Genomic DNA, 25,722 nt, shown 5'->3' with positions numbered 1-25,722 from the left:
GCTGCGCTCAATCCCGGTAGTAAGCGGAATACAGCTTGTAGTGCGAGCCGCCAAAGTCGTCATAAAGGGCCTGTGTGCGCAGGTCGGCCCGGGTGATTGCGACGCCGAGGATGTTTGCGCCTTCGGTATTGAGCAGCTGGATCGATTTGGCGACAGCCTTGCGGTGTGTCTTGCGCCAGCGCGCCGCGAAGATCAGCGTATCCGCAGCGGCGCCAATCACGCGGGCTTCGAGCACGGGCAAGGCGGGTGGGCAGTCGATCACCACGAGGTCGTAGTGCTGCTTCAGCTCTGTGAACAGCTTCTCGCATTCCTCCCGCGTCACAACGACGTTGGGATCGGAAGGCGCGTCGGCCACCGGCAGGATGGACAGGTGGCTATCCGCAAGCGGACGGATGGCTTCAGTGGCCGAAACCTTTCCCTGGAACACTTCCAGTAAGCCGACCTGCGCATCCGGCGCGATGGATTTGGACAAGGTGCGGCGATAAAGGTCCGCGTCAACGATGAGCACACGTTTGCTCTGCGTGGCCGCAAGAGCGGCAACACAATGCGTCAGCGTGGTCTTGCCTTCGCCGGGCAGGGCGGACGTGAAGGCCACGGTCAGGGCGCCTTCACGGCGCGAGGCCCGGAACAGTGTATGGAACAGATTTCGGATTGCTTCGGTGAAGGCCGACCTCGGCTTCCCGAGCATGTAGCGACTGAGCTGGTCGGCAGTGTATTGCTTCAAGAGGTTCTTGCGCGGTACGCCGGGCACGGTCGTGAGCAGCGGAAGCCCGATAAACTCCTCGACGTCCTCTGAGCTTGAGACGCCCTTCTCGAACATTTCGAACAACACAGCCGCAAAGCCGGCCAGCGCGAGCCCGACAAGCGCGCCGAGTGCGATATTGAGCTTGTGGTTGGGAGCGCTGGGTTCGGTCGCCGGCTCGGCCGCCGACACGAGGTGGGCATCGGAGCGCTGAAGCTGTGAGGCCTGCGTCACCTGTTCGGCGCGCGTCAGCAGGTCTTCATAGATCTCGCGCGACGCTGTCGCTTCGCGTTCGAGTTCACGTTGCTTGATCAGCTCGCGGTTGTTGCGGTTGAGCTGGCCATTCAGGTTGCGCAGTTCGGATTCCACCGAGGTCACCCGCGATTCCGCGACCTGCACGTCACTCTTAAGCGATGACAGGATCCTGCGGCGCTCGGCAGCGATGTTCAGCTCGAGTTCGTCGAGTTGGTTTTTCACGCGGATATATTCGGGGTGCAGCGTGCTGTACTGCGTCGAGATGTCGGCGAACTCCCGCGAGAGATCAGAGCGCTGGCTGCGAAGCGTTGTCAGGAGCGGCGATGTGATGACGTCGCTGCTCTGCGCTGTTGCGGAGTCGGCGTCGGCATATCTGAGCGCTTCATCCCGGCGAAGGCGCTTCTCGACGAGGTCGGCCTGCAGGACCAGCAGCTGGCTGGTCAGGCTTGCGATCTTGGCTTCGATGGTCGACACGCCGCCTGCATCGACGAGGCCCTGTTCTGACCGGAATTCCTGCACGGCCGACTCGGCTGACCGTACATCTTCGCGGAGCACGCCAAGGCGCTCCTGCAGCCATTCGCCGGCCTTCACCGTTTCGTCGACCTTGGTGGTCAGCTGGCCCGAGATGTAGATCGAGGTGAGCGTGTTTGCGATCAGCGCTGCCTTCTCAGGGTCTGAGCTTTTGGCATTGATGCTGATGACGTAGGTCAGGCCATCGCGAAATGCGGTCACGGACCTCTGAAGGGAGTCTGCGGCGAGCATGCGGCCGCGGCTGCCGGGTTCGGTCGCCTTGTCGCCGTCCGCCACGACGAGCGCGCCGTCCGGGCTGTCGGCTGCACCGGACGTGGCGACGCCCGGGCCCGGCATCCGCGCGGCGGGTTTCGTGCTGGTCAGCAGCGGATTGAATTCGGGGTCGGCATCAAGGTTCAGCTCGTCGACCACCTTGTTCATCATGTCGCGCGACAGGATCAGCTGGACTTCGGTATCCATGATCGTCGAGTCCGGGCGCACGCTCGTCGTCACGCCTGACTCGATGATCTGGCGGTCGCGCGGATCGATCAGCACGCGCGTGCGCGCCGAGTAGACATCCTTCATCTGGCTGGTCACGAACACGGCTGTGCCGGTGCACACGAGGAAGATGGCGGCCATCACTTTCGAACGGCGGCGGATGGCGAACCACAGGCTCCTGACATCCAGCGTGTCGCGTGCTCCTTCACCGGCAGGCGAGTTTGAAGTCCCGGCTTCAGGCGCGATGTGCAGGCGGTTCACGGTTGGAATATCCCTGTGTTCTACAGCGAACAATCGATAGTCAATCCGAGGGCCAAAAGGGCAGCTTTTCCTGCTTCAGGCGGGTCCCCGGCGCCTGAATACTGCCCGGTTACTTATTCAACAAATAACCGCGCATTGTAAGGGGCAATCCGAACGATCTCATGGCTTGCGAGCCGGCATTTTGAAGCGGTTGGAGGTCAGCATGTCGCGCATCAGCCACATGAGCACTTTCGGGTTCGACGCTGCACGGCTGAGCGAATAAGGAAGCCAGGCCGACCCGAAGGGCACGTACAACCGGCTGGGCACGTCATGGTCTTTCGCAACCTGGATGACGTCCTGCCGGGCGGCGGGATAAATCACTTCTTGCTCGCAGGCCGTGCCGGCGGCCAGCAAGGCGCTGATCGCCGTGCTGGAGAGCGCCGCCTGGTTTGTCGCCACACCGACGAATTTCGCGCGTCCGGCGATATGGGCGGCAAGATCAAGGTAGGCTGCCTCGATGTCTGCGCCGGTGTCGGGATCGTCCGCCCACTGGCCTTTTACGATGCGAATACTGAGACCAAGCGAGATGGCACGGTCAGCGTCACTGCGGCTGCGCTTCCAGCGGCCGGGCAGGGCGAGTCCGACGCCCTCAGGGCCGCACAGGTCGATCGCACGGAAGATGTCGTCGCTTTGCGCTGGGGCGTGGGAGTCGAACATTACACGGATGTGGCGGTCGCGCGCGTAGCCTGAGACGCTTGCGGCCAGGTCAGCCCGATCCCAGAGAGCGGGCGTCTTGATCGCGATAGCGCCGTCCAGGCCGGCGCGCTGCATGCCGTCAATCGCAGCGCGGTACTGACCGGCAACGAATTCCGGATCGTCCTTGCCGTCATTCCAGTAGCAGAGCGTGCAGGCATAGCCGTGCAGGTGCGCCTGTTCGGCAAGTCGCACGGCATCGCCGACCTCGTCTCCGGCCACATAAGAGCGCGTGGCATACCGGATCACGGGTGCAGCAATTGGTTCGAGCAGGCCGCGGATCATTCGGGCATCCGCTGGTAGGCCCGGATGTAATCTACGTACATCTTAACGCTGTCCGGTGTGTCGCGGGTCACGTCGTCGGCAATGACCGCCATGCTGACGAGCGGAAAGAATGGCTGGCGAAACTCCGGCTCGGTCGGCACGCTGAATATTTCGACGCGGTTGAAATAGAAGGTTGTTTCCTTCGGATCGATCTCGACGCCGTACATGTTGAAATGACCGGTCATCAGGCCCGGCTCGACTTCCTGCGTATGGCCCGAAACCCGCTTGTTCGTGTCAACGAGGCCCGGGTGCTTGATGACGCCGGAGGTGAACGTGTCAGGGCGGGCCGTGTAATGCTCGACAACGTCGATTTCCGATGTGCCCGTGTCGATCTTCGGATTGACGCCTATGAGCCAGAAGGTCGGCCAGAAGCCGGGGGCGTCCGGCATCTTCGCGCGGATTTCGAAATAGCCGTAAAGCTGCGACCAGCCGCTGTTGCATACATCGCGGGCAGACAGCATGCCGGTTTGCCATGATCCATCATCAAAGCGGCGCGCCTCGATTGCCAGCGCGCCGTCCTCAATGGTGAAGGGAAAGGTCTTCACCGGATCGGCGAAGGTCGCGTCGCCGAAATCCCCGTGCCAGGGCGTGTGGGCAATCCAGTCGGTGACGCACCCCCAGGGCGAGACGGAGAAGGAGTCGTTGAAATCCGCGATGAAGGACAGGCGAAGCTTGTCCGGATCGATGGTTCGCGGCACGGCCTTGGCGGGGCCTTCGCCAACCTGTTCGGCTGCGGCTGGCTGCGCGGCGGCATCGATCAGTTCGGGACGCGCCTGCGCCTTGCAGGCGGCGAGTGTCACGATCAGCGCTGTGAGACAGGTGACAGTCAGTCTGGCTGTGAGATGGATCGTGCGGCTGCTGCAGACGGGACCCGGCGCCATTCCGGCGCGGTTGTCGCGGTCGACCAGATCACTTCGCATGGAAGTCCCACCTGCCACTGTACTCTGGTCTGTGGGCTGGCCTCAGACCCGAGCCAACAACCCCGATGGGCCGTTTGAGCTCCGGTGTGAAACTAACATTCCAGATGCGTACCAGCAAATCCAATCAGAAAACGGCGCGGCGCGGAAATTGAATCGCGCGCGGGGAGAAGAATTACTTGAATTGACCAAAATCTATGCTGCGCGAATGCTTTTCTTCAAAGATGAGGGTTGCGCCGCGGTAGACTGTTCGGAATAGTTGCGGGGAAGTCCGAGTGGGGACGCGCGTTGAAAATTGCCATCACGACTGGAACGGATGCCGGATACCTTCCGGCGGCCTGCTGCCAGCTGAAATCCGTGTTCGACAACTTGCAGCCGGGCGCTGCCGAACTGTTCCTTGTCTGCTGCGACGTTCCGCGATCGGGCTATGACGCGGCCGAAGCCTTCTTCGCGGCGCGTGGCATGCAGGTGAGCATCATCAATGCCGATGCGATCGCCGACCGCATCAAGCCAGTGGCAAGCCGGTGGCCGCGCGCGGCTTATCTTCGCCTGTATTTCGACGACTTGTTCGACCGTTCATACGACCGGCTGGTGTATTTCGATGCGGATACGCGGCTGCGTAGTCCGGTGAAGCCGCTGCTGGATACCGACTTGCGCGGCCGGCCCGCTGCGGCGGCGCATGATTTCATCTATTATGTCACCGGCAATATCCGCCGCCGCCGCCGCGAGCTGAAGCTGGCTGACACAGCGCCCTACCTCCAGTCCGGCGTCATGCTGTTCGACTGGCCCGCCATGCTGGACCAGGGCTTGCTGGCGCGTGCGCGCGATTTCCTGCGTGATTTTCCGGAGGCCTGTCACGAGGCGCCGGACCAGGATGCGCTGAACCATGCGCTTGAAGACAAATGGACGCCGCTCGACCCGCGCTGGAACCTGCACGAGACCTACCTGAACTTCGGCGGCAAGCTCGTGCCGTATCTCGAACACTATACATCGACCAAACCCTGGTCGCGCAAACGGCCTGAACGCTGGCAGAGTGCGGCGGCGTGGTATGCGGAGCAGTTGAAGAACACCATCTGGTCGGACTTCATCCCGGCTCAGACCGCGAAGGATCGGCTCAAGGCGCGCACCGATTTCGCCAAGTTCCGTTACGGCTTCAAGCTGCGCAACGCGCTGTCGCGGTATGCGCCTTTCGTTCTTGATTTGATGAAGATGCCGCGTGAGCGGACGGACTTTGAAGAACTGCCCTGGTCACCGCGCAGCCGGCGGGATGTCGAAGACATGGCCGGCGCACTCGTCGACGAGGCGGCAGGCCGCCGTCCGCACATCCGCCCGCCCGAATCCGTTTTGTGCGACTATGGTAAGGGCCGCCCCATCGGGCTGTAAGTCAGCTGGCTGGACGCGGCACGCGCGCTGCGCTGCCCAGCGGAAACTTGCTGTCGTTCGGGTTGTCCGCTGCGGTCGGAAACGGCGGCTCGACGCCCCAGCGCAGGCTCAGTTCCTTCAGCCATGGATCCATGTGCTGGTGAAGCGCCATCTTGTTGAGGATCGACGTCTGCATCCGCCGCACGAACGACGCGGTATCGAAGCGGCGGGCGAGGTGGGAGATGGTCATCGGATCGAAGCGGTCTGCATCGGCCTCGAACTGCTCGATCGCGTTGGCAAGTGACTGTGCCGTTTGCTCCTCGAAAAACAGCCCGTTGCGGCCTTCGATCACGTAGTCCAGCGCGCCGCCCCGCTTGAACGCGATAACCGGCGCGCCCGACGCCATCGCCTCGACCGGGACGATCCCGAAGTCCTCTTCCGCCGGAAACAGCAGCGCCTTGCAGGCGGCATAGTGGTCCGCGAGCACCTTCAAGGGCACTTTGCCAAGCAATTCGACATTCTCCCCGGCTATACCGCGCAGCTTGTTCATCAGCACGCCGTCGCCGATGACTTTCAGCTTGCGGCCAAGCAGGTTGCAGGCTTCCACGGCGATGTCGGCTCGCTTGTAGGGCACGAACTCGCCGACATAGAGGTAGAAGTCTTCGCGCTCGCCGGCAGGGCGGAAGCGTTTGGTGTTCACCGGCGGCGGGATCACTTCGGACGGCCGGCGCCAGAACTTGTCGATACGCTGCGCGACGGCGGACGAGTTGGCGATGAAGTGATCGACGCGGGCCGTAGAGACGACATCCCAGATGCGCACCGCTGGCAGCAGCATGCGCATGCCCATCCGTGTGACCATTCCGGATTGCGCGAAATACTGTGCCTGCTGGTCCCAGATATAGCGCATGGGGCTGTGGCAGTAGCAGATGTGCAAGGCGTCGGGCCGGCAGATGACGCCCTTGGCGGGGCCGGATTCGCTCGAGATGACGAGGTCGTAAGCGCTCAGGTCGAGCGATTCCAAGGCTCTCGGCATTAGGCTGAGCATTTTCTTGTAGTGCTTGCGCGCGCCGGGAATGCGGCCGATGAACGTCGTCTCGACCTTGTGCTGGCGGATCGTTTCGGAGATCTCTTCGGGATTATAGACGTGCGTGAAGATGTCCGCATCGGGGAACATCTTGCACAATTGCTCAAGCACCTTTTCGCCGCCGCGCATGCCCACGAGCCAGTAGTGGATGATCGCGGTCTTCATGCTCGTCCGCCCTTTCTGAGCGAGCCGTGGCTGAGGCCAGAACGCCTGGCCTAGACGGCTCTCTTCCGAATGAGGGTGGCGGGCAGGGTCGCCAGCATGAACTTCAGGTCTGCCGTGAATGTTCGTGCGCGAACATATTCCCGATCGGCGCGGTCTCGCCCGGCTTGTCCGGCATGCGCGGCGCGGTTGATGCGCCAGGCGCCCGTGAAGCCCGGCCGCGCGGCAAGGTAGTAGATGACGTCCAGACCGTAACGCGGCAGTTCGTGCTCGCTGACCGGGCGAGGACCCACGAGGCTCAGGTCGCCTCGCAGCACGTTCAGAAGCATCGGCAGCGACGATACGCCGGCGCGCCGCAACATGCGGCCAAACCGGGCACCTTCGGGGTTTCCGCGCATTTTCGTCCGGAAGCTGATGAGATCGATTTCTTTCCCGAAACGTCCGATTCGCCGTTCAGTCACAAGCGGCTCGGCGCCCATCCGCATCCGGAGAATTGCCGCAGCAAGCAGCAACAGGGGCCCAAGAGCGATCAGGAGGGTCAGGGATACGGCGATGTCCAATAGGCGCCGGTACGGTTCAGGCCGTCCGGGTCCTGACCATTGGTATTCGGACAATGGCACCGCATCGCTCAATTCCGGGCCGGTCTTCGGGTCCAGCGGTTTGAATTCGACCGAGGGTGCATCAACCGCGCAAGGGAGGACTTCGGAGCGCGCAATTCCTTCGATCTGGAACGAAGCCGGTTCGGTTGCAGCGGCCACGGATGAATAGGAAAACGCGACCCTGGGCTGAAAGGGTGCGTAACTGTCATCGGCCGCGACGCCAATTCTTGGATCGCCGAGCAAACTCATTTTATTCCCCACATTCCAGCCGGCCCGCCGACTGGATTATGGTTTATAAATCATGAATGGCGCCGGCGCTGCAAGGCCTTTGCTTGGAAACCAGAGTAAAACTGCCTGACATGATTGTAATCATCGCGCCGGCGTCCTGGAGAACTGCCCATGCAGGCTGCAGCTGAGAGACAACTGAGTGCGAAGACTGCGGTTCAAGAATTTTTTGGGCTGAACCGGGGCGGGGCGCTCTGACTTGAGTACCCGGATGGTGCCACCTGAGAGAATTGAACTCTCGACCTCATCATTACCAATGATGCGCTCTACCCCTGAGCTAAGGCGGCATTGCCGGTTCGGTTCGCGGGCTTTAGCCTAAGCTCTCCGCCGTGAAAAGACCGTTTATCCGCTGAACATGAGCCAGAAACCGCCAACCCCCGAACAAGCCGAGCGCGAGGCCCGCCGGGTGGAAGCCCTGAGGGCCAACCTGAAGCGCCGGAAGGCCGCTGCTCGCAAGGAATCCGGCCCGGCGCCGGGTGCCGCCGAGAAGCCATGAGCCTGTCGCGGCTTGGCACCCAGGCTCTCAAACGCTCCCTTCATGCGGCGCTTGCTGCCGCTCTGACCGGCCCGCCGGTGCAGGAAATGTCGATTCCGATATTCGGCAGGCTGGCGGTGACGGTGAGCCATGCCGCCAGCCAGGATCTCCTCAAGGATACCGACCGCTTCGCCGTCGACGCGCGCAATGCCGGGAATTCGTCTGCTTTCGGCCTGCCTTTGCTGCCGAAGTCCCTCAAAGTGCTGGCGTCCAACGTGCTGACAATGGACGACCCGGATCACCGGCGCCTGCGCAAGCTCGTGGATGGCCCGTTCCGGCGCGCGGCGGTCGGCACGCTGCGTGCGCCCATAGCGCTGCAGGTCAGCCGGCTGCTCGACGGGATGGAGGCGGCGGGCCAGACCGATCTGGTGAACGGCTTGTTCCGGCCGCTGCCCCTTCAGGTCATCTGCGACCTGCTGGGGCTGGGCGAGAACCGCAAGCAGCTGTTCGCGCTGTTCGATGGCATCGCGGCAGGCAGCACGTTCTGGGGGATGGTGCGGGCGGTCTTCCAGATCGGCCCCGTCCAGCAGTTCTTCGGGGACGAGTTTGCCCGCGTCCGAGTCGAGCCGCGTCCGGGTCTCATCACCGAACTGGTGCATGCCGAGGCCGACGGCGACCGGATGAGCGAGGAAGAATTGCTGGCCATGGTGTTCGTCATGTTCGCGGCGGGCCACGAAACGACGACCCATCTGATGTCGTGCGGCCTTTACACCCTGCTGACCGAACCGGGCGCCCGCGACGCGGTGATGACCGCGGACGAGGAGGGGATGGGCGTGCTGGTGGATGAACTGATGCGCTACGGCGGTCCGGTGCAAATGACCAAGCCGCGCTATGTGAAGGCCGACACGGAATTCCACGGCAAGGCCCTGAAGCGCGGCGACAAGATCATGGCCCTGCTGGCTGCCGGCAACCTCGATCCGGCCGTGTTTGAGGCGCCCCTCGTGTTCGACCCGGCTCGCCGACCGAACAGGCATCTGGGCTGGGGCGGTGGTCCGCATATCTGCCTCGGTCTGCACCTCGCGCGGCTCGAAACCGAGGTCGCACTGAGTCAGATCTTCGCGCGTTACCCGCGCCTCCGGCTTGCGGTTCCGCCTGAAAAGCTCTCATGGACAGCACGCACCGGGCTGCGAGGCGTCACGGCAATGCCATTGCACCTGAACTGACGGTCAGGGCGCCCAGATCGTGGGCGGCCGATCCCGGGGATGGCCAGTTGGCGTGCCTTGCGGATAGCCGAGCGTGAATGCGGCGAAGGGCGTCAGGTTTTCGGGAATCGCAAGCCTTGCCTTGGTGTCCGGGTCGCGCAGCCAGTCCATCGGAGAGCCCACCCAGCAGGTTCCAAGCCCTCGCGCCTGCGCCGACAACATCAGGTTCTGCCCCGCACGGCTGCAGTCCTGCGCCGCCTGGCCGCCTTCATCCGCCTGGGCGCAGATGACGATCACCGCCGGCGCATTGAAGAACACCGAGAAGTCGTCCCGGTCCAGCCAGTCATACCCGGGCCCCGGCGGCCTCGTCTCGCGGACGTATTGGAGCGCCTGCATGCCGAACAAGGCAACCCGCTCGGCGCCTTCCACTACAATGAATGTGAAAGGCTCGTCGCCGCTGACCGGCGGCGTGGGCGCCTGTGCCGCGTCCCAGACGATTTCCTCGATCATGTGGCGGTCGACCGGGCGGTCCTGATAGGCCCGGATCGAGCGGCGGCTGTGGATGGCATCAACCGTGTGCATGGGGGAATGATCCGCATTGCGCCTGCCGGTCATACCTGAATCGGCCTGCGGCGTCATGGTCCGGGGCGGAAAACCCGATCCGGCGCACATTCCGGCCCTGACAAAGCCGCGAAGCACAGTATATCTCAGCGGCATGGACAGACTTCACATCACGGGCGGCACGCCGCTCAACGGCCACATCTCCGTCTCGGGCGCCAAGAACTCGGCGCTCAAGCTCATGGTTACCTGCCTGCTGACGGACCAGCCGGTTGAGCTCACCAACATGCCGAACCTGGCAGATACGCGCTTCCTGGCGCAGCTGCTGGAATCGCTCGGCGTCGAGGTCTACTGGCCGAAGGGCACCTCGACCTGCCACCTGAACGCGGCCGAGCTCAAATCGACCATCGCGCCCTACGAGCAGGTGCGGAAGATGCGCGCCAGCTTCAACGTGCTGGGCCCGCTGATCGCCCGCTCCGGCCATGCGACCGTGTCGCTGCCCGGCGGCTGCGCCATCGGCGCCCGCCCGGTGGACCTGCACCTGAAGGCGCTGGAAACCATGGGCGCGGACCTGCGCGTCGAGGGCGGCTATGTGAAGGCGGCGGCCATCCACGGCCTCAAGGGCGCCCACATCAATTTCTCCACGGTCAGCGTCGGCGCTACCGAGCACGCGATGCTAACAGCGACGCTCGCCAAGGGCGAGACGATCCTCGAAAACGCCGCGCGTGAGCCGGAGATCGAAGACCTCGCCAATTGCCTGAACACGATGGGCGCGCAGATAACCGGCGCGGGCACGCCGATCATCCGCATCAAGGGCGTCGAGAAACTGAACGGCACGTCCTATCCGGTCATGCCGGACCGGATCGAGGCGGGCACCTTCGCCATGGCGGCCGCTGCTGCCGGCGGCGATGTCACGCTGGATGGCGCGCCGGTCGAAGACCTCGGCGCCCTCATCGGCAAGCTGCGCGAGGCCGGCGTGACCGTGGATGCAGATGAAGCCGCCTCCACGCTGCGCATCCGCCGCAACGGCTCGGCGCTCAAGGCCGTCAGCCTGTCGACCCAGCCGCACCCCGGCTTCCCCACCGACCTGCAGGCCCAGTTCATGGCGCTGATGTGCACCGCGCAGGGCACCAGCATCATCCGCGAGACGATTTTCGAGAACCGCTTCATGCACGCCCCCGAACTCTCGCGCCTCGGCGCCGACATCCAGGTGCGCGGGCAGGAGGCAGTCGTGAAGGGCGTCGATCACCTGACCGGCGCACCGGTGATGGCGACGGATCTCCGGGCCTCGGTATCGCTCGTGATCGCGGCGCTCGCGGCCGAAGGCGAGACGGTCGTCAACCGCATCTACCACCTCGACCGCGGCTTCGAACGCCTAGAAGCGAAACTCGGGGGTTGCGGCGCAAAGATCGAACGCCGATCTGGCGAAGAAGAATAACCGCGGACAGGGGCTGATGACCGATCCGAAAGCGCTGCGCCTTTTCACGGAAGAGGCCGAGGACCTGAACATTATCGCGGCGGCCGTGCAGGACGCGGTCGTGAAGGCGGGCAACCTCAAGTACGAGCAGAAAAAACGGCGCTTCGGGCTGGAGCTGAACCGATACCGCTGGGAGACGGCGCCGGCGCGCAAGGGCGAGCAGGGCGAGCGCGTGCGGGCGCTGCTGGCGTTTGACGGCGTGCTGGGCGTGAAGACGCGGGCGGTGACCAAGACCGATCCCGAACTCATCCTCTCGCTGCTGAGCGTGACCTTCACGCCGGACGCCGAGCCGCCGGGCGGCAAGATCACGCTGTTGTTCGCCGGCGACGGCGAGATCGAACTGACGGTGGAGGCACTTGATGCCTCACTCATCGACAGCGACTACGTCTGGCCGACCCGTCACGTGCCGAGCCACGAACGGCGGAAGCGGTAGGGCTTACATCGGCGCCGCGTGACAGACGGCCTGGAGCTTATTGCCGTCGGGGTCGCGGACGTAAGCGCCATAATAGTTCGGATGGTAGTGCGGCCGCGGACCGGGCGGGCCCTCATCTGTGCCGCCATGGGTGAGGGCGGCAGCGTGGAAGGCATCCACCGTGGCGCGGTCCTTGGCGAGGAAGGCGACGTGCGTGCCGTTGCCGTTGGCGGCTGGCCGGCCGTCGAAAGTCGGACCGATGAAGATCTTCGGCCCCGCAGCCGGGCCATAGGCGACTCCGCCGTCATAAGCGAACAGGACCGGCAGTCCGAGCACGCCGGAGACGGCGTCCCAGAATGGCTTGGCGCGGGCCCAGTCATTGGTTCCGAGTGTGACATGGCTGAACATCTACGGCGCCTCCCGGCCTTGTTGTTGATCGGAGACTATCCCCGCGGGGCCGCTGCTGCCAAGCGCCCGTAAATTGCCCCATTCGCCGCCTTGCCAGCGCCCGGCGCGCGGTCCATGAAGCGGAGTTCACAAACGCCGGATCCGCCCCATGGCCCGCCATTTCGACGCTGCGAAGCCTCAGTTCGACGAGGTGCTGACGCGCTTTCTCGCCGAGGATCGCGGGCAGGGCGACGATGTGTTCGGCGTCGTGCGCGATATCCTGGCGGACGTAAAAAAACGCGGCGGCGCCGCCGTGGCCGACCAGACTGCGAAGTTCGACGGCTTGCAGATCGACCCGTCAACGCTGGAATCCGACAATGTGAACCTGCATGCGCTTGCCGCAGAATGCCCGGCGGACCTCCGCGCGGCGATCGATTTTGCGCATGACCGGATTGCGGCCTATCACGGCGCGCAGCGGCCGGCTGATCATCGGTTCACGGACGAAGCCGGCATCGAACTGGGCTGGCGCTGGACCTCGCTGGACTCGGTCGGCGTCTATGTGCCCGGTGGGCGGGCGAGCTATCCGTCGTCCGTGCTGATGAACATCGTCCCGGCACGGATTGCCGGCGTCGAACGGATCGTCATGGTGGCGCCGGCGCCCAAGGGCGAGCTGTCGCCAGCGGTGGCCTACGCGGCGCTAAAGGCGGGCGTGGACGAATTCTATCCGATCGGCGGAGCGCAGGCGGTCGGGGCGCTCGCCTATGGCGCGGGCGCGCTGAAGCCCGTCGACAAGATCGTCGGGCCAGGTAACGCCTATGTCGCCGAGGCAAAGCGGCAGGTGTTCGGCCTTGTCGGCATCGACACGATTGCCGGCCCGTCGGAGATCCTCGTGATCGCCGACAGTACCGCCAATCCGGACTGGATCGCCGCCGACCTCTTGAGCCAGGCCGAGCATGATCCGTCGAGCCAATCCATCCTGATCACTGTGGATGAGGCTGTGGGCAAGGCTGTGGATGCGGCTGTGGATAAACAGTTGAAAACGTTAGCGACGGGCGAGCGGGCACGGGAGTCGTGGGTCAATCACGGCGCCATCATCCACGTGCGCGACCGGCTGCAGGCCGCCGAGGTCGCCAACCGGATCGCGGCGGAGCACCTTGAGCTCTGCATCGACGACCCTGACAGCCTGCTGCCGCTAATCCGCCATGCCGGCGCAGTTTTCCTCGGCCACCACACGCCGGAAGCGCTCGGCGACTATGTGACGGGCTCCAACCACGTGCTGCCGACCAGCCGCGCGGCGCGGTTCTCGTCGGGGCTCGGGCTCTATGATTTTCTCAAACGGATGAGTGTCCAGCGGGCGGGACCGCATGGACTGGACGTGCTCGCGCCGGCGGCCCTGCGCCTTGCCGAAGCCGAACGCCTGCCGGCGCATGCGCGCTCGGTTTCGATCCGAACGAACCGGGGCGGGAGTGATGGGCACTGATCGCCTGATCGCAGTCCATATCGATGAAGACACGCTCGGGGCTTCCGGTCCGGACGCTGAGCACGAGCGACGCGTGGCGATTTTCGACCTGATCGAGGAGAACAGCTTCGCGGTGACGGGCCAGTCGCGAGGTCCCTACGTCCTGTCGCTCAGCCAGGCTGAACGCAGGCTGGTCTTTGCAATCCGCAACGAAGCGGGCGAGGACGTGCATACTTACATCCTGTCCCTCGGCCCCTTCCGGGGCGTCATCCGCGATTATTTCATGATCTGCGACAGCTATTACGACGCCATCCGCACACAGACTCCGCACCAGATCGAAGCCATCGACATGGCGCGCCGGGGCATCCACAACGAAGGCTCGGAGTTGCTGAAGGAGCGCCTTGAAGGCAAGATCGATATTGATCACACAACTGCTCGCCGCCTGTTCACCCTGATTTGCGCCTTGCACGCAGGCCAGGGCCGTGCACCCGGCACCTGAAGGGTTAGCCATGAAACTCAATGCTCTCCTTTTCGCTGCCAGCCTGGCCGCATTGGTGGCGTGCGAGGCGCGCAATCCGGTGCCGGCCCTGGAAGCCGATGCTCCGGTTGCTGACGATACGATCGAGGAAACGGCCCTGCAGGAAATCGAAGGCCTTGAGCCGATGAACCTGCGCGGCATGGAGCTTTTTGACGGCGACGCGACGATCTCGGTGGTCGACATGGGGCCGCAGGACGACCTGACCGGCCTGTCGCCGCCGAAGTTCGCGCTGCACTGCGATCCTTCGGCCAAGACGCTCGAAGCCGTTGCGCCTTCGCGCCAGCTCGGCATCTATGCGATGCCCGGTCCCGCGTCGCTGGTTGTGTCCGGGCAGGCGTTCGAAGGTGAGGCGGCAGTGACCGAAGATGAGGGGGCCGAAGTCAGCCTCACATTGCCGCTGTCGCCGGAACTGCTTGAGGCGGTCGCGACGACGCAAACCGCCCGGGTGGTGATCGGCGAAGGCTTTGCAGAGTCGAACATCGACACCAACGGCGTGTTCCCGGGGTTCGCGGGCCAGTGCAGCCTGAAGTCGGGAATTCCGCTTCCGCCGCGGTGATCAGGCGAGCGAAGTCCGGAACCGGCGGCTGCCCTGCAGCGACTTGCCGCTCGACAGCATCACTTCAAAATCTCCCGATCCGGTCGGTGTCATCGCGGCGATATGCGCCCGGTTGACGAGCCGCGAGCGATGGATGCGGGCGAAACCAAGACCATTGAGCCGGGTGTCCCAGGCTGCAAGCGTGCCTCGGACGAGATGCACCGCAGCGGCCGTGTGTATCTCGACATAATTGCCCGCCGCTTCGAGGTAGAGAATGTCCGACGGGGCAAGGAAAAGCGTCTTGCCCCCGTCGCGAACTTCGATCCGGTCCGGCGGTTCAGACGGCGAGGACGGGCTGTTGCGGCGGCGTTCCAGCCACATGGCGGCGGCGAAAACGGCCGCAAAGATGGCATAGGAGATGATATCCTTGCGCCATTCATAGATGAACGTGAGCCCGATGCCGCCCCGGAAGAAATCGTATGACTTGTCGAGAAGCAGATAGGTGCCGGTCCGGACGACGTAGAGCGCGAAGACGTGGGCAGCCGCGAAGGGCAGGGTGAGACCCGCGTGGACGGCGAGGGATGCCCAGACGCCGGGGCCATCGAGCGGCCAACGGCGCACCGCGAGGCCGACGAGCGGTGCGAGCAGTACGAGGATTGCCGCGCTGGAGGTCTCCCACAAGAACGGTTCGAACAGCTCAAAGCTCAAGCCGGCGCTGCGCAGGTCGATGATCTGCGAGGTGGCGTTGACCAAGATGATCGGGATGGACACCAGCGCGATCGCGCCCCACGGCCCCAGCCGGAAAGTTTGCTTGCCGCTTGTCCCCGGTTCGTCGCCGCTCGTCACAGTGAGGTTTCCGTTCGTCCCAGCCGGTTGCCATTCGTGGCTTAGGCGTAGCTCCACCCCCGGCGGTGCGCAACAACGCCGTGGCAACCCGCCCTTTGCCCCCGGAGCCCACATGACCCAACGCCGATTTGACCTCGACTGGCTTCGCATCACGGCCTTCGCCCTGCTGATCCTTTATCATTGCGGCATGTTCTACGTGACTTGGGACTGGCACGTGAAATCGAGCCGGGCCAGTGACGCGATCGAGCCGCTGATGATGCTGACGAGCCCGTGGCGGCTCTCGCTGCTTTTCCTCATCTCGGGCGCGGCGACCCGTTTCATGGCGGACAAGATGAAAACCGGCGCCTTCCTCGGGGCCCGGATGTGGCGCCTGTGGCCGCCCTTGTTGTTCGGCATGTTCGTGATCGTGCCGCCGCAATCCTACTATGAGATTTTGGAAGCCTATCAGGCCATGGGCCAGCCTCTCGGGCCGGTGCTGGACAACTTCTATGTGAAGTACGCAACCGCTTCGGGCGGCTGGTGCGATGCAGACGGGTGCCTGACGACGCCGACCTACAACCACCTCTGGTTCGTCGCCTACTTGATCCTCTACACCCTGGCGCTGGCCATTCTGTTGCCGCTGTTGCGGCGGCTGCCGGTAAAGCCGCTGGCGCGGCTGGTATCCGGACCAGGGCTGTTCCTGACGCCGTGGATATTCCTGACGGTGTGCCGGCTGACATTGTTTCCGTTGTTTGGCGAGACGCACGATTTCCGGGAAGACACTTACCTGCACGTCGTCTATTTCGCGGTGTTCCTGTTCGGTTTCGCGATTGCGAAGTATGAACCCTTCTTCGAAGCGGCGGTGCGGATGCGCTGGACGGCCCTCGGCATCGCGGTTGTCAGCTGGGCAGCGCTTGTGACCTATTTCCAGCTTGCCACGGATACGCCGCCCGAATGGCTGCGCCAGACGTTCCGGGCGGTGCGCGAAGCGGAGGCCTGGGGCGCAATCCTCGCCGCAATTGGCTTCTTCCACCTGCATCTTGCCACCCGCGACGGCCCGATCCGCCGCACGCTCTCGGAGGCGATCTTCCCATTCTATATCATTCACCAGACACTGATCGTCGTGCTGGGCCATTACCTGGACGACTTCCGGCTGCCCCTCGCGATCGAGGCAACCCTGCTGGTCTCGGGCACAGCGGCCGGGTGCTGGGCGTTCTACGAGCTCGCCCGCCGGACCGGGCCGCTGCGGGTGCTGTTCGGCCTTTCCCCTCCCGGCCGGCCTGCCGTGCTTCAGCCGGCCTGAAGGGCCCGACTCCCCCTCGCGCTTGCCGGAATCCCTTCAAGCCTGTATGGCGCAGCCCTGATTGACGAATGCGGGGCAAATCGCCTGTCAGCTGGAGAGAGCATGTCGAAAGAAGAACTCATCGAATTTGAGGGTACGGTAGTGGAACTGCTGCCGAACGCGACGTTCCGCGTGAAACTTGAGAACGATCACGAAATCATCGGGCACACCGCCGGCAAGATGCGCAAGAACCGCATCCGGGTGCTGGCCGGTGACAAGGTCATGGTTGAAATGACTCCCTACGACCTGACCAAGGGCCGTATCACCTACCGCTTCAAGTAAGCCGGCATGCCGGGCCGCCCGCCGCTCATCCTCGCGAGCGCGAGCCCCCGGCGCCTGGAACTCCTCGCGCAGGTCGGCATCGTACCCGACAAGGTTGCGCCCACCGACATCGACGAGACCCGCAGAAAGGACGAGGCGCCGCGCGCCCTGGCCGAACGGCTGGCGCGCGAGAAGGCCGCTGCCTGCACCGAAGCCGGGTTTGTTCTGGCGGCCGATACGGTCGTGGCCCTCGGTCAGCGAAATCTCGAGAAGGCGGCCGACGCTCCGGAAGCTGAAGCCTTCCTGCGCCTGCTCTCCGGTCGGTCGCACCAGTGCATCACCGGCGTGGCGGTGCGCGCTCCGGATGGTCGCATTGCCGCTCGGACTGTGCTTGCGCGGGTGAAGATGAAGCGGCTGACCGAGGGCGAAATTACCACCTACGTCGCGAGCGGCGAATGGAAAGGCAAGGCCGGCGGCTATGGCATCCAGGGCATGGCGGGCGGCTTCGTGACGTCTATCAACGGCAGCTACACCGCCATCGTCGGCCTGCCGCTTTACGAGACACGCATGTTGCTGGAAGGGATGGGCTGGCGGAACGCCTGACAGACGCTCGAAATACCTGCGGCAACACGCGCTATCAAAGACCTTTTGCCTTCACCCGGTCGCGGCCCGCGTTCTTTGCTTCGTAGAGATAGCTGTCGGCCGCTCCGATGAGATCGGTGGTGGTCATTCCGGATTCAAACAGGGCGATTCCGAAAGAAGCCGTGACGCCGGTGACCTTCTCTCCCCTCTCTCCGATCAGTATATATGAGCTCTTCAGACTATGCTTGATCTTTATGAGTAGATTGTGGGCCGCAACAACATCGGTCTGCGGAAGGATGATGGCGAACTCTTCTCCGCCGATACGGGCCACCATGTCCTGTCCCTTGATGTTCTGCGACACAAGGTGCGCGAAAGACTTGAGCACCTGATCCCCGGCCTGATGACCATGCGTGTCATTGATGTTCTTGAACTTGTCGATATCCGCCAACGCCAGGCAGAAACCCGGTCCGCCTCGTTTGGCCAGTTCAATCTGTTCGGACAGGCGCTTGTCGAAGGCGCGCCGATTGGCGATTGACGTCAGCGGATCGCGCATATGCTGACGCTGGATCTCCTCCAGTTCGGTATTCAGCGAAGATATCTGTCGCTGCGATTCCGACAGGCCCTTGCGGAGTTCGAGGGTTTTGGCTGCCATGCGCCGGTTTTCGGCGACCAGCTTGTTGAAGACCACATTTAATTCCTCGCCGGTCAATTCGGCCGGCATTGTCGCGCCGATGGCGTTCAGCGACGTCTGGAAGTCGTGGCTGGAGCGAACACTCTGCTGCACGATCTGGAGAACGTCCTTGATCTCCTTTTCCATTGCTTCGCCGATATCGCGCTGTGCTGTTTCGCTCGGCCGCGAAATGATCATCTCTTCGTAGATTGTGTCCACGTCTTCGGGCGGAAGTTTTTCCTTCGTTGAAAGGATATGATCAACACGGTCTACCAAGGCCCTGTCAGTACCAGCAACAAAGGCATACCAGACCGAGTAGGTCTTCGGATCCGGCAACGCGCGATGTTTCTCGATCAGTTCGAATGCCTTGACGGCATTGCGAACAACGACTTGCGAAGAGGCTTCGGGCGCAGACGGAGGATTTTCGGTTCGCGCGGTGGACCCGGACTGCATGGAGTTTTACCTTCTACATAGTGTAAGAAATTCTTAACAAGTTTACTGAACTCGGTTTGCGCACCCGTTAACGCCGCCCGTTCAGTTTGCGCTGTTTCTCAGGAAGAACAGGGCGCCTTTGCGCGAACTGAGCGCCAATGGCAGCACGCGTCGCATGTTGCTCGCACACCTCCCCGGCGGCTCGAAAAGGCTCGCGCCACCGAATGGTCACAACATTGCCCAATGTTGGCCGGGCGCGCTTGCGGAACGAAAACGTCCGACCGGTGTTGAGAAGGGATTAAGGATTTGAGCAATCCCGCTCTCCTTTCCGGAGCCTGCCATGAAACATCTTTTTGCCAGCTGCGCCGTTATCGCCCTGATGGCCGCGCCCGTCCTCGCCCAATCCACCAATGTGCCCCCGAACGATCCGCTCTCGGACGAGAATGTCATCGTTGACCCCGTCGACCCGGCCGATGTCTCGGTCGACGCGGATGTCGAGTCTGAAACTGATGTAATGGTGACGATGGCGCCCGAAACGGAAGCCGAAGTCGAAGACGCCGCCACCGTCGCCGCCGAAGAAGAAATTGAAGCGGCCGAAGCGGCGATCGAAGCCGAAGAAGAGCCAATGTTCCAGGCTCAGACCACGGACGAAGCCGAAACGGTCGCTGAAACGGAAATCGCAGCTGACGCCGCCGACACCGACATCGCGCAATCCGAGTCGGCCGAGATGACGGAAGAGACCGAAGTCGCTGATGCCGCCGTTGAGGCGCCCATCGACGTCGCCGAACTGCCGGCGGAGTATTCCACGGAAGATCTCAACGCCCTGATGCTCGCGCAGCTGAATGACGACGCCGAGGAAATAGCTTCGATGGATTTCGTCGCTGAGACGGAAAGCTTCGCGTCGTCGGAAACTTCGATGGAGAGCACGCCGGAAACGGACAGCTACGTGTCGACTGACACCGTCACGGCACCTGCCGACGATTATGCATCGACCGAATCCGGCGAGATGGCCGGCACCGAGAGCTATGCCGCAACTGAAACAGACGTCATCCCGGAAGAAGACAATTCGACCGAGATGAGGGCCGAGACCGAAGCCTACGCGGCGACCGAAACGGCGGAGGCGCCTGTCGAAACCTATGCCGAAACCGAAACCGAAATCGTTCCGGAAGAAGACACCGCCGTCAGCACCGAGACATATGCCTCGACGGAGACCGAAGCAGCGCCGCAAGCAGACACCTCCGCCATGACCTCCGACACGGAAACCTACGCCTCGACTGAGACGGATGTCATTCCAGAAGAGGAAACCACGGTTGGTACGGAGAGCTATGCTTCGACCGCAACGGACATGGTTCCGGACGAGCAGATGGCCGATCCGCAGGACTACGCCGCCATGGAGCCGGTCGATCCGGCCATGGAAGATGAAGCCGCCACCGTTGCCGAAGAAGCCGAGACCATGATGATGGCCGAGCAATCGGAAACCGAAGGCCTGACGGCTGAAGGTGATATCGACCAGAATGCGGTAGAGATTGCCGCCGGCGATGCGCGCTTCAGCACGCTGGTCGAACTGGTCGGCATCGCTGGCCTGGACGACGATCTCGCCATGGAAGGTCCGTACACGGTCTTCGCTCCGACGAACGAGGCCTTCGCTGCGTTGCCTGAAGAAACGCTCGCCCGCCTCAAGACGGCAGAAGGCAAGCCGGAACTTGTCGAGATCCTGAAAGCCCACGTGGTGACGGGCGCGGTCAAGGCGGATGAAGTCCCGCTCGCCGGTCAACAGGCTCAGACGCTTGCGGACACTTCGTTGAACCTGATGGGCAGCACCGAAGGCACGCTGAACGTCGATGGCACGGTCCACACAGTCGGCGACGGCATCTTCGCCAGCAACGGCGTGGTCTATGCGGTTGACGCCGTGATCCTGCCGGAGACGCCGGCGGAGTAACGCCGCTAAGCCCAACAATGCAAAGGCCGGCTCTCGCGAGCCGGCCTTTTTCTTTTGTGAGGAGGTCTGTCAGGCCCGTTCGAAGGCCGAGACCGCGAACACGCAGAGCGCGGCGCCGGCTGCAATCGCCAGCCACATCGGATTGCTCATCGCTGCGGTGCTGAGCTGGTTGACGGCGGCGGTGCTCAGTTCGGTCGGGGCCGTCGTCAGCACTTCGGTGACAGTCTTGTCCACACCCACCCATTCGGCCAGCAACTGGGGCAGCTGCATCGCGGCGATCGCGGCGCCGGCAAGGCCCAGGCTTCCCACCACCAGACGGCGCATTGCCTTCTGCCGGCGCACGGAGTGCATCACCTGACGGGTAAAGGGTTCTGCGACCAATGCGTTGTCCTCGACCCGGAAGAGGTCAGTGAGGTCCTTGTAGGCATCTTGTTCACGCATGTTTCTCACTCCATCACGCCACGTTGGCATTTTCAAGGCGCATCCGTAGCAGGGCGACCCCGCGCAGGACGTGTGACTTCACGGTTCCCAAGGGCCAGCCCGTCACATCGGCTGCCTCCTGGTGGGTCATCCCCGTTGCGACGCACAGCACCACACAGACGCGCTGGGCTTCGCTGAGGGTTTCGAGGGCGCGGGTGAGGTCCATCCGCATCTCGTGCTGGTCCGCCGAGCGATCGAACGGGATGATCTCCGCCGTCTCGTCGAACTCGATTTCCATCTTCTGCCGGCGGCGCCATTGCAGGAATTCCCGCCAGCAGATGGTGCAGATCCAGGAGCTGAACGTTCCGCCGGCATAGGTCGAGATTTTCTGCCATGCCGTCAGGAACGTGACCTGGGCGATGTCATCGCCTTGAGCCTCGGACCCGGTCAGGCGGCGGGCCATCCCGCGCACCTTTCCCTGGTGCCGCTTCACGAGTTCGGCAAACGCTGCCTCATTTCCTCGTGCGGCGGAGTGGGCGAGATCAGGATCACTTCTCATGTCTCGCCCTCCCGAGGCCACCAGCCAGAGATCAGGCCTCCGGCTTGCCACGGCTGAATGCCCAGAGGCCAATATACGCGATGCCCATGAAAATCGGGAATGTCGCGATGCCGAGCATCGGGGTGATCGCTTCGGATTCTTCCATCCCGATCAAGGTGCCGAGAACCGCAAAGGCGGCGCCGAAGGCCAGGAAGAGCACGCCGCGGCGCAGGTCGGCCCGGACCGGGTCCGTCACCATGGACATCCGGTCCATGAGGGCCGGCGAGAGCTCCTGGCCCTTGTCGATGGCATGGCGCAGCGTCTCATGGATGGTCGTGCGCTTGCGGCTGTTGAAGTAGCTGACCAGCCACACAATGCCGACAACCATGCCGAACATTGTGACTGGGACGATGATTTCCTCACCCATCTGGGGCTCCGTTTCAGTGCTTTCCAGCGGAATTGCTGGTGTTCATGCCCGTAAGATGCAGGCAGGGGCATTGCTGGATGCAGCTGGGTGAAAATTTCTTGCTGCAGATCGGGCGCACGGCGCCGCTTGCCCAACCGGGCGGGGCCGCTTAGGTGCGGGGCATGGTCAAGATCCGGTCCAAGAAACAGCGCCGCAAGCATGTGGCAGCCGATCTGGCGACCCCCGCAGGGCGGGCGCGGGCGCGGCGGGAGCTGGTCTGGGGCGACCATGGCTTCCTGCGGGCGCGTTTCCGCAACCTGCACCAGATCTCCCCGGAAATGTGGCGTTCCAACCAGCCATCGCCCCGCCAGATCGCAGAGCACGCAAAAGAACGCGGCATCCGCACGATCCTGAACCTGCGGGGGCCGACGACGCAGGGCTATTACCTGCTGGAGAAGGAAGCGGCCGAGAAGGCGGGCATGGAAGTCATTGATTTCCAGGTGTTTTCGCGCGATCCGCCGACCCGGGAGGCCGTTTTCGCCGCCCGCGACCTGTTCGAGCGGATCGAGTATCCGGCGCTGATGCACTGCAAGTCCGGCGCAGACCGGGCCGGCATCATGGCAGTTCTCTACAAGCTCCTGCGCGAACGGGTGCCGTTCCAGGAGGCCCGCGCCCAGCTTTCCGGCAAGTACCTGCACATCAAACACGGCAAGACCGGCGTGCTGGATGCGTTTCTGGACGAGTACGAGACTTTCAATGCAGGCCGCGATCCGGCGCACTGGAAGCCGTTCCTTGACTGGGTGGCGGAGGACTATGACCGCCTCGCCTTGAAAGAGGCCTTCGCCCGCAAGCTGGGCAAGGGGCCCCAGCTGGACGTTCTCCTGCGCCGGGAATAGCGCTTTTCAGCCGTCTGAAATCATGCCAGCACTCGCCTCCGGGAGTTTCAAAGAGGGGTTCGCATGCGGAATCTTGCGATAGCTGCACTGGTCTGCACGGCTCTGGCCGGGTGCGGCGGCCTTGGCCGGCCAACCGACAAGCAGGCGCTCGTTTCAACCTGCATCGAGAAAGGCGAAGCCGAAGCAACCTGCAATTGCGTGGCGACGGCTCTTGAGAAAAACCTGTCGCCCGAACTGTTCAAAAAGGTCGCAAAGGCCGCAGGGCACGAGAAGCGGGACATGGTGGAATACATGAGCAGCCTTCCCGTGGAGGATCTGCTTGCGTTCTCAGCAGTTACCAACGACCTTGAAGCCTGCGGCGCCGCCGCGACTTCGGGAGAATAATGCCAAGCAGGCGGGGCCTAGCCCGGAGCTTGCAGTCAGACACGACTATCGTGACGCTCACCGGCGCACGGCCTAGAACAGGACGGAACCAGGAAGGGGATCCTCATGAAGTTCATTATCATCAACAGTTTCCGGATCATGGTGTATGTGGCCTATATCGCCATCATCGTGGCCGGCATCGCACTCGGCATTTACCAGAAGGGTGAATTCACCGGCGAGCTGCTGGGCCTGTCTGGCCCGATTGCCCAGGTCGCCGATTTCGCCGTGTTCAGCTTCGGCGGCTGGGTTGCCGCCAGCATCATCTGCGGCCTGATCGTCACGCTGATGGACATCCGCGACGACATCAACGACCGCCTCCCGGACGCGCGCCGGGACATGTAGTGCCAGCCCTGACGGGCAAGTGAGTAATTCAGGACCGCCGGAAAACTCCGGCGGTCTTTTCATGGGAGGAAACCTGAAATGACCCCAGTTGCGATTTCTGCGATCTACATCGCCGCCAACATTGTCCTGCTCTGGTACCTGTCTTTCCGGGTGATCGGCCGCCGCCAGAGTGCGCGCGTCTCGCTTGGCACGGGCGGGGACTCCGAGCTCGAGATCCGCACTCGGGTGCATGGCAACGCATCCGAATACATTCCGGTGACGATGCTCGCTCTTTTCGTACTGGCGTCGATGGGCGCGCCGGGCTGGGCCATCCATGCGGTCGGCGCCGTGTTCACGCTCGGCCGGGTGTCCCACGCCATCGGTTTGTCCCGCACCGTCTTGCCGCTGCGTGCAGGCGGTATGGTGCTCACCTGGCTCGGGATGCTGTCGGCGGCGGGCGGTCTCGTCTGGCTGGCCTTGCGCTGAACTGACCGCACCGTCCCCGTTGCGCGCTGGCGCGGCGCGGTCCATCTAGCGCGGATGACTGGATTTACTGTTCCCCCGGCAGACCTGCTTGCCGGCCTGCTGGATAACTGCCTGAAGGCCGGCGCCAGCGCCGCTGACGCCCGTATCGGAGTGGCCGACGGCGTCAGCGTATCGGTCCGCGATGGCAAGCTGGAGAGCATCGAGCGCGAGGAAAGCGCCAGTGTCGCACTTCGCTGCTTCTTCGGACAGCGCCAGGCGCATGTCTCTGGTGCGGACCTTTCGCCCGCCGGACTCAAGGCGCTCACCGAGCGCTGCGTCGCGATGGCCCGTGCGGTGCCCGAGGACAAGTATTGCGGCCTGCCGGACGCCGCCCAGCTGATGCAGGGCAACGCCGACATGGACCTCACCGGAGAGGCGGAGCTTCCGGCCGAGATACTCGAGCGCGAAGCGCTGGCCGCAGAAGCGGCAGCGCTGGCCGTGCCCGGCATCAAGACCGTCGCCGGCTGCGGCGCCTCCTGGAACCGCTCCGAACGCTGGGTGGCCGCAACGAACGGCTTTCGCGCCTGGAAAACCGGAACGTCCACCAGCCTCGGTCTCGCTGCCGTCGCCGAGAAGGACGGGCAGATGGAGCGCGACTATGACAGCTGGTCAGTCCGCTTCGACAAGGATCGTCCGTCTGCTGAAGAAATCGGGCGCACCGCCGGCGAACGCACGATCGCCCGCCTTGGCGCGCGCAAGGTCGACACGCAGAAGGCCGCCGTGATTTTCGACCGGCGGGTGTCTGACAGCCTGATCGGCGCCTTTCTTGGCGCTATCTCCGGCCCCTCCGTCGCGCGCGGTGTGAGTTTCCTGAAGGACCGCATGGGCGAGCAGGTGTTCGCCAAGGGCGTCTACCTGACCGATGACCCCCACCGTCCGCTCGGCATGGGCAGCCGAGCGCATGATGGCGAAGGACTGCCCGTGTCCGAAGCGCACCTGATCGAGGACGGCCGCCTGACTCGCTGGCTGCTGAACATATCCACCGCGCGCCAGCTGGGGCTTGCGCCGAACGGCTTCGCCGGGCTCGGCTTCGGCGATCCGCCGGGCGTGTCGACGTCGAACGTCTACTTGCGCGCGGGCAGCCAATCGCCCGGCGCGCTTGCCAAACAGGCCGGCAAGGGCCTGCTGGTCACCGACATGTTCGGACCGTCGATCAATCCGAACACAGGCGATTATTCTGTCGGCGTCGCGGGCTTCTGGTTCGAGAACGGCGAGATTGCCTACCCGGTTTCCGAAGTCACCGTGGCGGGCGACCTGCCTGCCATGTTTGCCCGCCTCGTTCCGGCGTCCGACCTCGAACTGCGCAGCACGCGCGATGCCCCGTCGATCCTCATCGAGGACATGAACCTTGCGGGCAGCTGAGCGCAC

At 63.5% G+C, this 25,722-nt stretch carries 29 protein-coding genes and 1 tRNA gene; 17 read left to right on the top strand and 13 right to left on the bottom strand.

Annotated features, from left to right (window positions below; all coding sequences use genetic code 11):
• Positions 1-7: 7 nt before the first annotated feature.
• The 3 genes from IPK75_16730 to IPK75_16720 all read right to left on the bottom strand — a co-directional run bounded on the left by IPK75_16730 (position 8) and on the right by IPK75_16720 (position 4,242).
• Positions 8-2,266, bottom strand: a complete 2,259-nt coding sequence (locus IPK75_16730) for a polysaccharide biosynthesis tyrosine autokinase (GenBank protein MBK8199993.1) — start codon at positions 2,264-2,266, stop codon at positions 8-10.
• Positions 2,267-2,425: 159 nt separating this feature from the next.
• On the bottom strand, positions 2,426-3,283 hold the full coding sequence (locus IPK75_16725; GenBank protein MBK8199992.1) for a proline dehydrogenase: 858 nt from the start codon (positions 3,281-3,283) through the stop codon (positions 2,426-2,428).
• Positions 3,280-4,242 carry a glycoside hydrolase family 16 protein gene (locus IPK75_16720; GenBank protein MBK8199991.1) on the bottom strand — a complete coding sequence of 321 codons (963 nt, stop codon included), beginning with the start codon at positions 4,240-4,242 and terminating at the stop codon, positions 3,280-3,282. The genes IPK75_16725 and IPK75_16720 overlap by 4 nt, the downstream gene beginning before the upstream one ends.
• Positions 4,243-4,527: 285 nt before the next feature.
• Here IPK75_16720 and IPK75_16715 point away from each other — a divergent pair, with 285 nt between their 5' ends.
• Positions 4,528-5,622, top strand: coding sequence for a glycosyltransferase family 8 protein (locus IPK75_16715; GenBank protein ID MBK8199990.1), 1,095 nt, complete (start codon positions 4,528-4,530; stop codon positions 5,620-5,622).
• Position 5,623: 1 nt separating this feature from the next.
• Here IPK75_16715 and IPK75_16710 read toward each other — a convergent pair whose 3' ends face one another.
• The 3 genes from IPK75_16710 to IPK75_16700 form a co-directional block, all read right to left on the bottom strand.
• Complete coding sequence (locus IPK75_16710; protein ID MBK8199989.1) at positions 5,624-6,850, bottom strand: glycosyltransferase; 1,227 nt, start codon at positions 6,848-6,850, stop codon at positions 5,624-5,626.
• A 50-nt stretch (positions 6,851-6,900) separates the two neighbouring features.
• Entirely contained in the window at positions 6,901-7,689 is a 789-nt protein-coding gene (locus tag IPK75_16705) for a sugar transferase (protein MBK8199988.1), read from the bottom strand.
• Between the two features lie 254 nt (positions 7,690-7,943).
• Positions 7,944-8,018 (bottom strand) — tRNA-Thr (locus IPK75_16700).
• Positions 8,019-8,086: 68 nt separating this feature from the next.
• Between IPK75_16700 and IPK75_16695 the strand changes: the two genes are divergently transcribed.
• A complete protein-coding gene (locus IPK75_16695; GenBank protein ID MBK8199987.1) occupies positions 8,087-8,227 on the top strand; it encodes a hypothetical protein in 141 nt (46 codons plus the stop codon).
• Between the two features lie 86 nt (positions 8,228-8,313).
• Positions 8,314-9,429, top strand: coding sequence for a cytochrome P450 (locus IPK75_16690; GenBank protein ID MBK8199986.1), 1,116 nt, complete (start codon positions 8,314-8,316; stop codon positions 9,427-9,429).
• A gap of 3 nt (positions 9,430-9,432) precedes the next feature.
• Here IPK75_16690 and IPK75_16685 read toward each other — a convergent pair whose 3' ends face one another.
• Positions 9,433-9,990, bottom strand: coding sequence for a nitroreductase family protein (locus IPK75_16685; GenBank protein ID MBK8199985.1), 558 nt, complete (start codon positions 9,988-9,990; stop codon positions 9,433-9,435).
• Between the two features lie 133 nt (positions 9,991-10,123).
• Here IPK75_16685 and murA point away from each other — a divergent pair, with 133 nt between their 5' ends.
• Complete coding sequence (gene murA / locus IPK75_16680; GenBank protein MBK8199984.1) at positions 10,124-11,404, top strand: UDP-N-acetylglucosamine 1-carboxyvinyltransferase; 1,281 nt, start codon at positions 10,124-10,126, stop codon at positions 11,402-11,404.
• 16 nt (positions 11,405-11,420) lie between these two features.
• Complete coding sequence (locus IPK75_16675; protein MBK8199983.1) at positions 11,421-11,876, top strand: DUF2948 family protein; 456 nt, start codon at positions 11,421-11,423, stop codon at positions 11,874-11,876.
• 3 nt (positions 11,877-11,879) lie between these two features.
• On the opposite strand, the gene IPK75_16670 is transcribed toward IPK75_16675, so the two are convergent.
• The gene (locus tag IPK75_16670; GenBank protein MBK8199982.1) at positions 11,880-12,263 is read right to left on the bottom strand and encodes a VOC family protein; all 384 of its coding nucleotides are present in this window, start codon (positions 12,261-12,263) and stop codon (positions 11,880-11,882) included.
• A gap of 148 nt (positions 12,264-12,411) precedes the next feature.
• Between IPK75_16670 and hisD the strand changes: the two genes are divergently transcribed.
• Genes hisD through IPK75_16655 form a run of 3 tightly spaced genes read left to right on the top strand, consistent with a single transcriptional unit; the run spans position 12,412 to position 14,795 of the window.
• A complete protein-coding gene (hisD, locus tag IPK75_16665; GenBank protein MBK8199981.1) occupies positions 12,412-13,722 on the top strand; it encodes a histidinol dehydrogenase in 1,311 nt (436 codons plus the stop codon).
• Positions 13,712-14,200, top strand: a complete 489-nt coding sequence (locus tag IPK75_16660) for a UPF0262 family protein (protein MBK8199980.1) — start codon at positions 13,712-13,714, stop codon at positions 14,198-14,200. The genes hisD and IPK75_16660 overlap by 11 nt, the downstream gene beginning before the upstream one ends.
• A gap of 10 nt (positions 14,201-14,210) precedes the next feature.
• Complete coding sequence (locus IPK75_16655; GenBank protein MBK8199979.1) at positions 14,211-14,795, top strand: hypothetical protein; 585 nt, start codon at positions 14,211-14,213, stop codon at positions 14,793-14,795.
• Here IPK75_16655 and IPK75_16650 read toward each other — a convergent pair whose 3' ends face one another.
• On the bottom strand, positions 14,796-15,620 hold the full coding sequence (locus IPK75_16650) for a LytTR family transcriptional regulator (protein MBK8199978.1): 825 nt from the start codon (positions 15,618-15,620) through the stop codon (positions 14,796-14,798).
• A 112-nt stretch (positions 15,621-15,732) separates the two neighbouring features.
• On the opposite strand from IPK75_16650, the gene IPK75_16645 reads away from it, so the two are divergent.
• The 3 genes from IPK75_16645 (at position 15,733) to maf (ending at position 17,805) form a co-directional block, all read left to right on the top strand.
• Positions 15,733-16,902, top strand: a complete 1,170-nt coding sequence (locus IPK75_16645) for an acyltransferase (protein MBK8199977.1) — start codon at positions 15,733-15,735, stop codon at positions 16,900-16,902.
• A 102-nt stretch (positions 16,903-17,004) separates the two neighbouring features.
• Positions 17,005-17,223: a translation initiation factor IF-1 gene (gene infA, locus IPK75_16640; GenBank protein ID MBK8199976.1), complete on the top strand. Its 219-nt coding sequence runs from the start codon at positions 17,005-17,007 to the stop codon at positions 17,221-17,223.
• Positions 17,224-17,229: 6 nt separating this feature from the next.
• The gene (maf, locus tag IPK75_16635; GenBank protein MBK8199975.1) at positions 17,230-17,805 is read left to right on the top strand and encodes a septum formation protein Maf; all 576 of its coding nucleotides are present in this window, start codon (positions 17,230-17,232) and stop codon (positions 17,803-17,805) included.
• A 34-nt stretch (positions 17,806-17,839) separates the two neighbouring features.
• Here the strand turns inward: maf and IPK75_16630 are convergent, their stop codons facing one another.
• Complete coding sequence (locus IPK75_16630) at positions 17,840-18,907, bottom strand: GGDEF domain-containing protein (protein ID MBK8199974.1); 1,068 nt, start codon at positions 18,905-18,907, stop codon at positions 17,840-17,842.
• Positions 18,908-19,226: 319 nt separating this feature from the next.
• On the opposite strand from IPK75_16630, the gene IPK75_16625 reads away from it, so the two are divergent.
• Positions 19,227-20,825 (top strand): fasciclin domain-containing protein, encoded by a 1,599-nt coding sequence (locus IPK75_16625; GenBank protein MBK8199973.1) that lies wholly within the window; start codon positions 19,227-19,229, stop codon positions 20,823-20,825.
• Positions 20,826-20,894: 69 nt separating this feature from the next.
• Here IPK75_16625 and IPK75_16620 read toward each other — a convergent pair whose 3' ends face one another.
• Genes IPK75_16620 through IPK75_16610 form a run of 3 tightly spaced genes read right to left on the bottom strand, consistent with a single transcriptional unit; the run spans position 20,895 to position 22,210 of the window.
• Positions 20,895-21,266 (bottom strand): hypothetical protein, encoded by a 372-nt coding sequence (locus IPK75_16620; protein MBK8199972.1) that lies wholly within the window; start codon positions 21,264-21,266, stop codon positions 20,895-20,897.
• Positions 21,267-21,279: 13 nt separating this feature from the next.
• The gene (locus tag IPK75_16615) at positions 21,280-21,804 is read right to left on the bottom strand and encodes an RNA polymerase sigma factor (GenBank protein ID MBK8199971.1); all 525 of its coding nucleotides are present in this window, start codon (positions 21,802-21,804) and stop codon (positions 21,280-21,282) included.
• Positions 21,805-21,835: 31 nt separating this feature from the next.
• The gene (locus IPK75_16610; protein MBK8199970.1) at positions 21,836-22,210 is read right to left on the bottom strand and encodes a hypothetical protein; all 375 of its coding nucleotides are present in this window, start codon (positions 22,208-22,210) and stop codon (positions 21,836-21,838) included.
• Positions 22,211-22,371: 161 nt separating this feature from the next.
• Here IPK75_16610 and IPK75_16605 point away from each other — a divergent pair, with 161 nt between their 5' ends.
• The 5 genes from IPK75_16605 to IPK75_16585 all read left to right on the top strand — a co-directional run bounded on the left by IPK75_16605 (position 22,372) and on the right by IPK75_16585 (position 25,716).
• The gene (locus IPK75_16605; GenBank protein ID MBK8199969.1) at positions 22,372-23,085 is read left to right on the top strand and encodes a tyrosine-protein phosphatase; all 714 of its coding nucleotides are present in this window, start codon (positions 22,372-22,374) and stop codon (positions 23,083-23,085) included.
• 63 nt (positions 23,086-23,148) lie between these two features.
• Positions 23,149-23,469 (top strand): hypothetical protein, encoded by a 321-nt coding sequence (locus IPK75_16600; protein ID MBK8199968.1) that lies wholly within the window; start codon positions 23,149-23,151, stop codon positions 23,467-23,469.
• A gap of 105 nt (positions 23,470-23,574) precedes the next feature.
• A complete protein-coding gene (locus tag IPK75_16595; GenBank protein ID MBK8199967.1) occupies positions 23,575-23,850 on the top strand; it encodes a hypothetical protein in 276 nt (91 codons plus the stop codon).
• 78 nt (positions 23,851-23,928) lie between these two features.
• The gene (locus IPK75_16590; protein MBK8199966.1) at positions 23,929-24,315 is read left to right on the top strand and encodes an MAPEG family protein; all 387 of its coding nucleotides are present in this window, start codon (positions 23,929-23,931) and stop codon (positions 24,313-24,315) included.
• Positions 24,316-24,369: 54 nt separating this feature from the next.
• Positions 24,370-25,716 carry a TldD/PmbA family protein gene (locus tag IPK75_16585; protein MBK8199965.1) on the top strand — a complete coding sequence of 449 codons (1,347 nt, stop codon included), beginning with the start codon at positions 24,370-24,372 and terminating at the stop codon, positions 25,714-25,716.
• Positions 25,717-25,722: the final 6 nt, after the last annotated feature.

The organism is Acidobacteriota bacterium (genome assembly GCA_016712445.1).
GTDB lineage: Bacteria > Pseudomonadota > Alphaproteobacteria > Caulobacterales > Hyphomonadaceae > Hyphomonas.
Note: the sequence above shows the minus strand (reverse complement) of the source record. Positions and strands in the feature narration are given on the sequence as shown.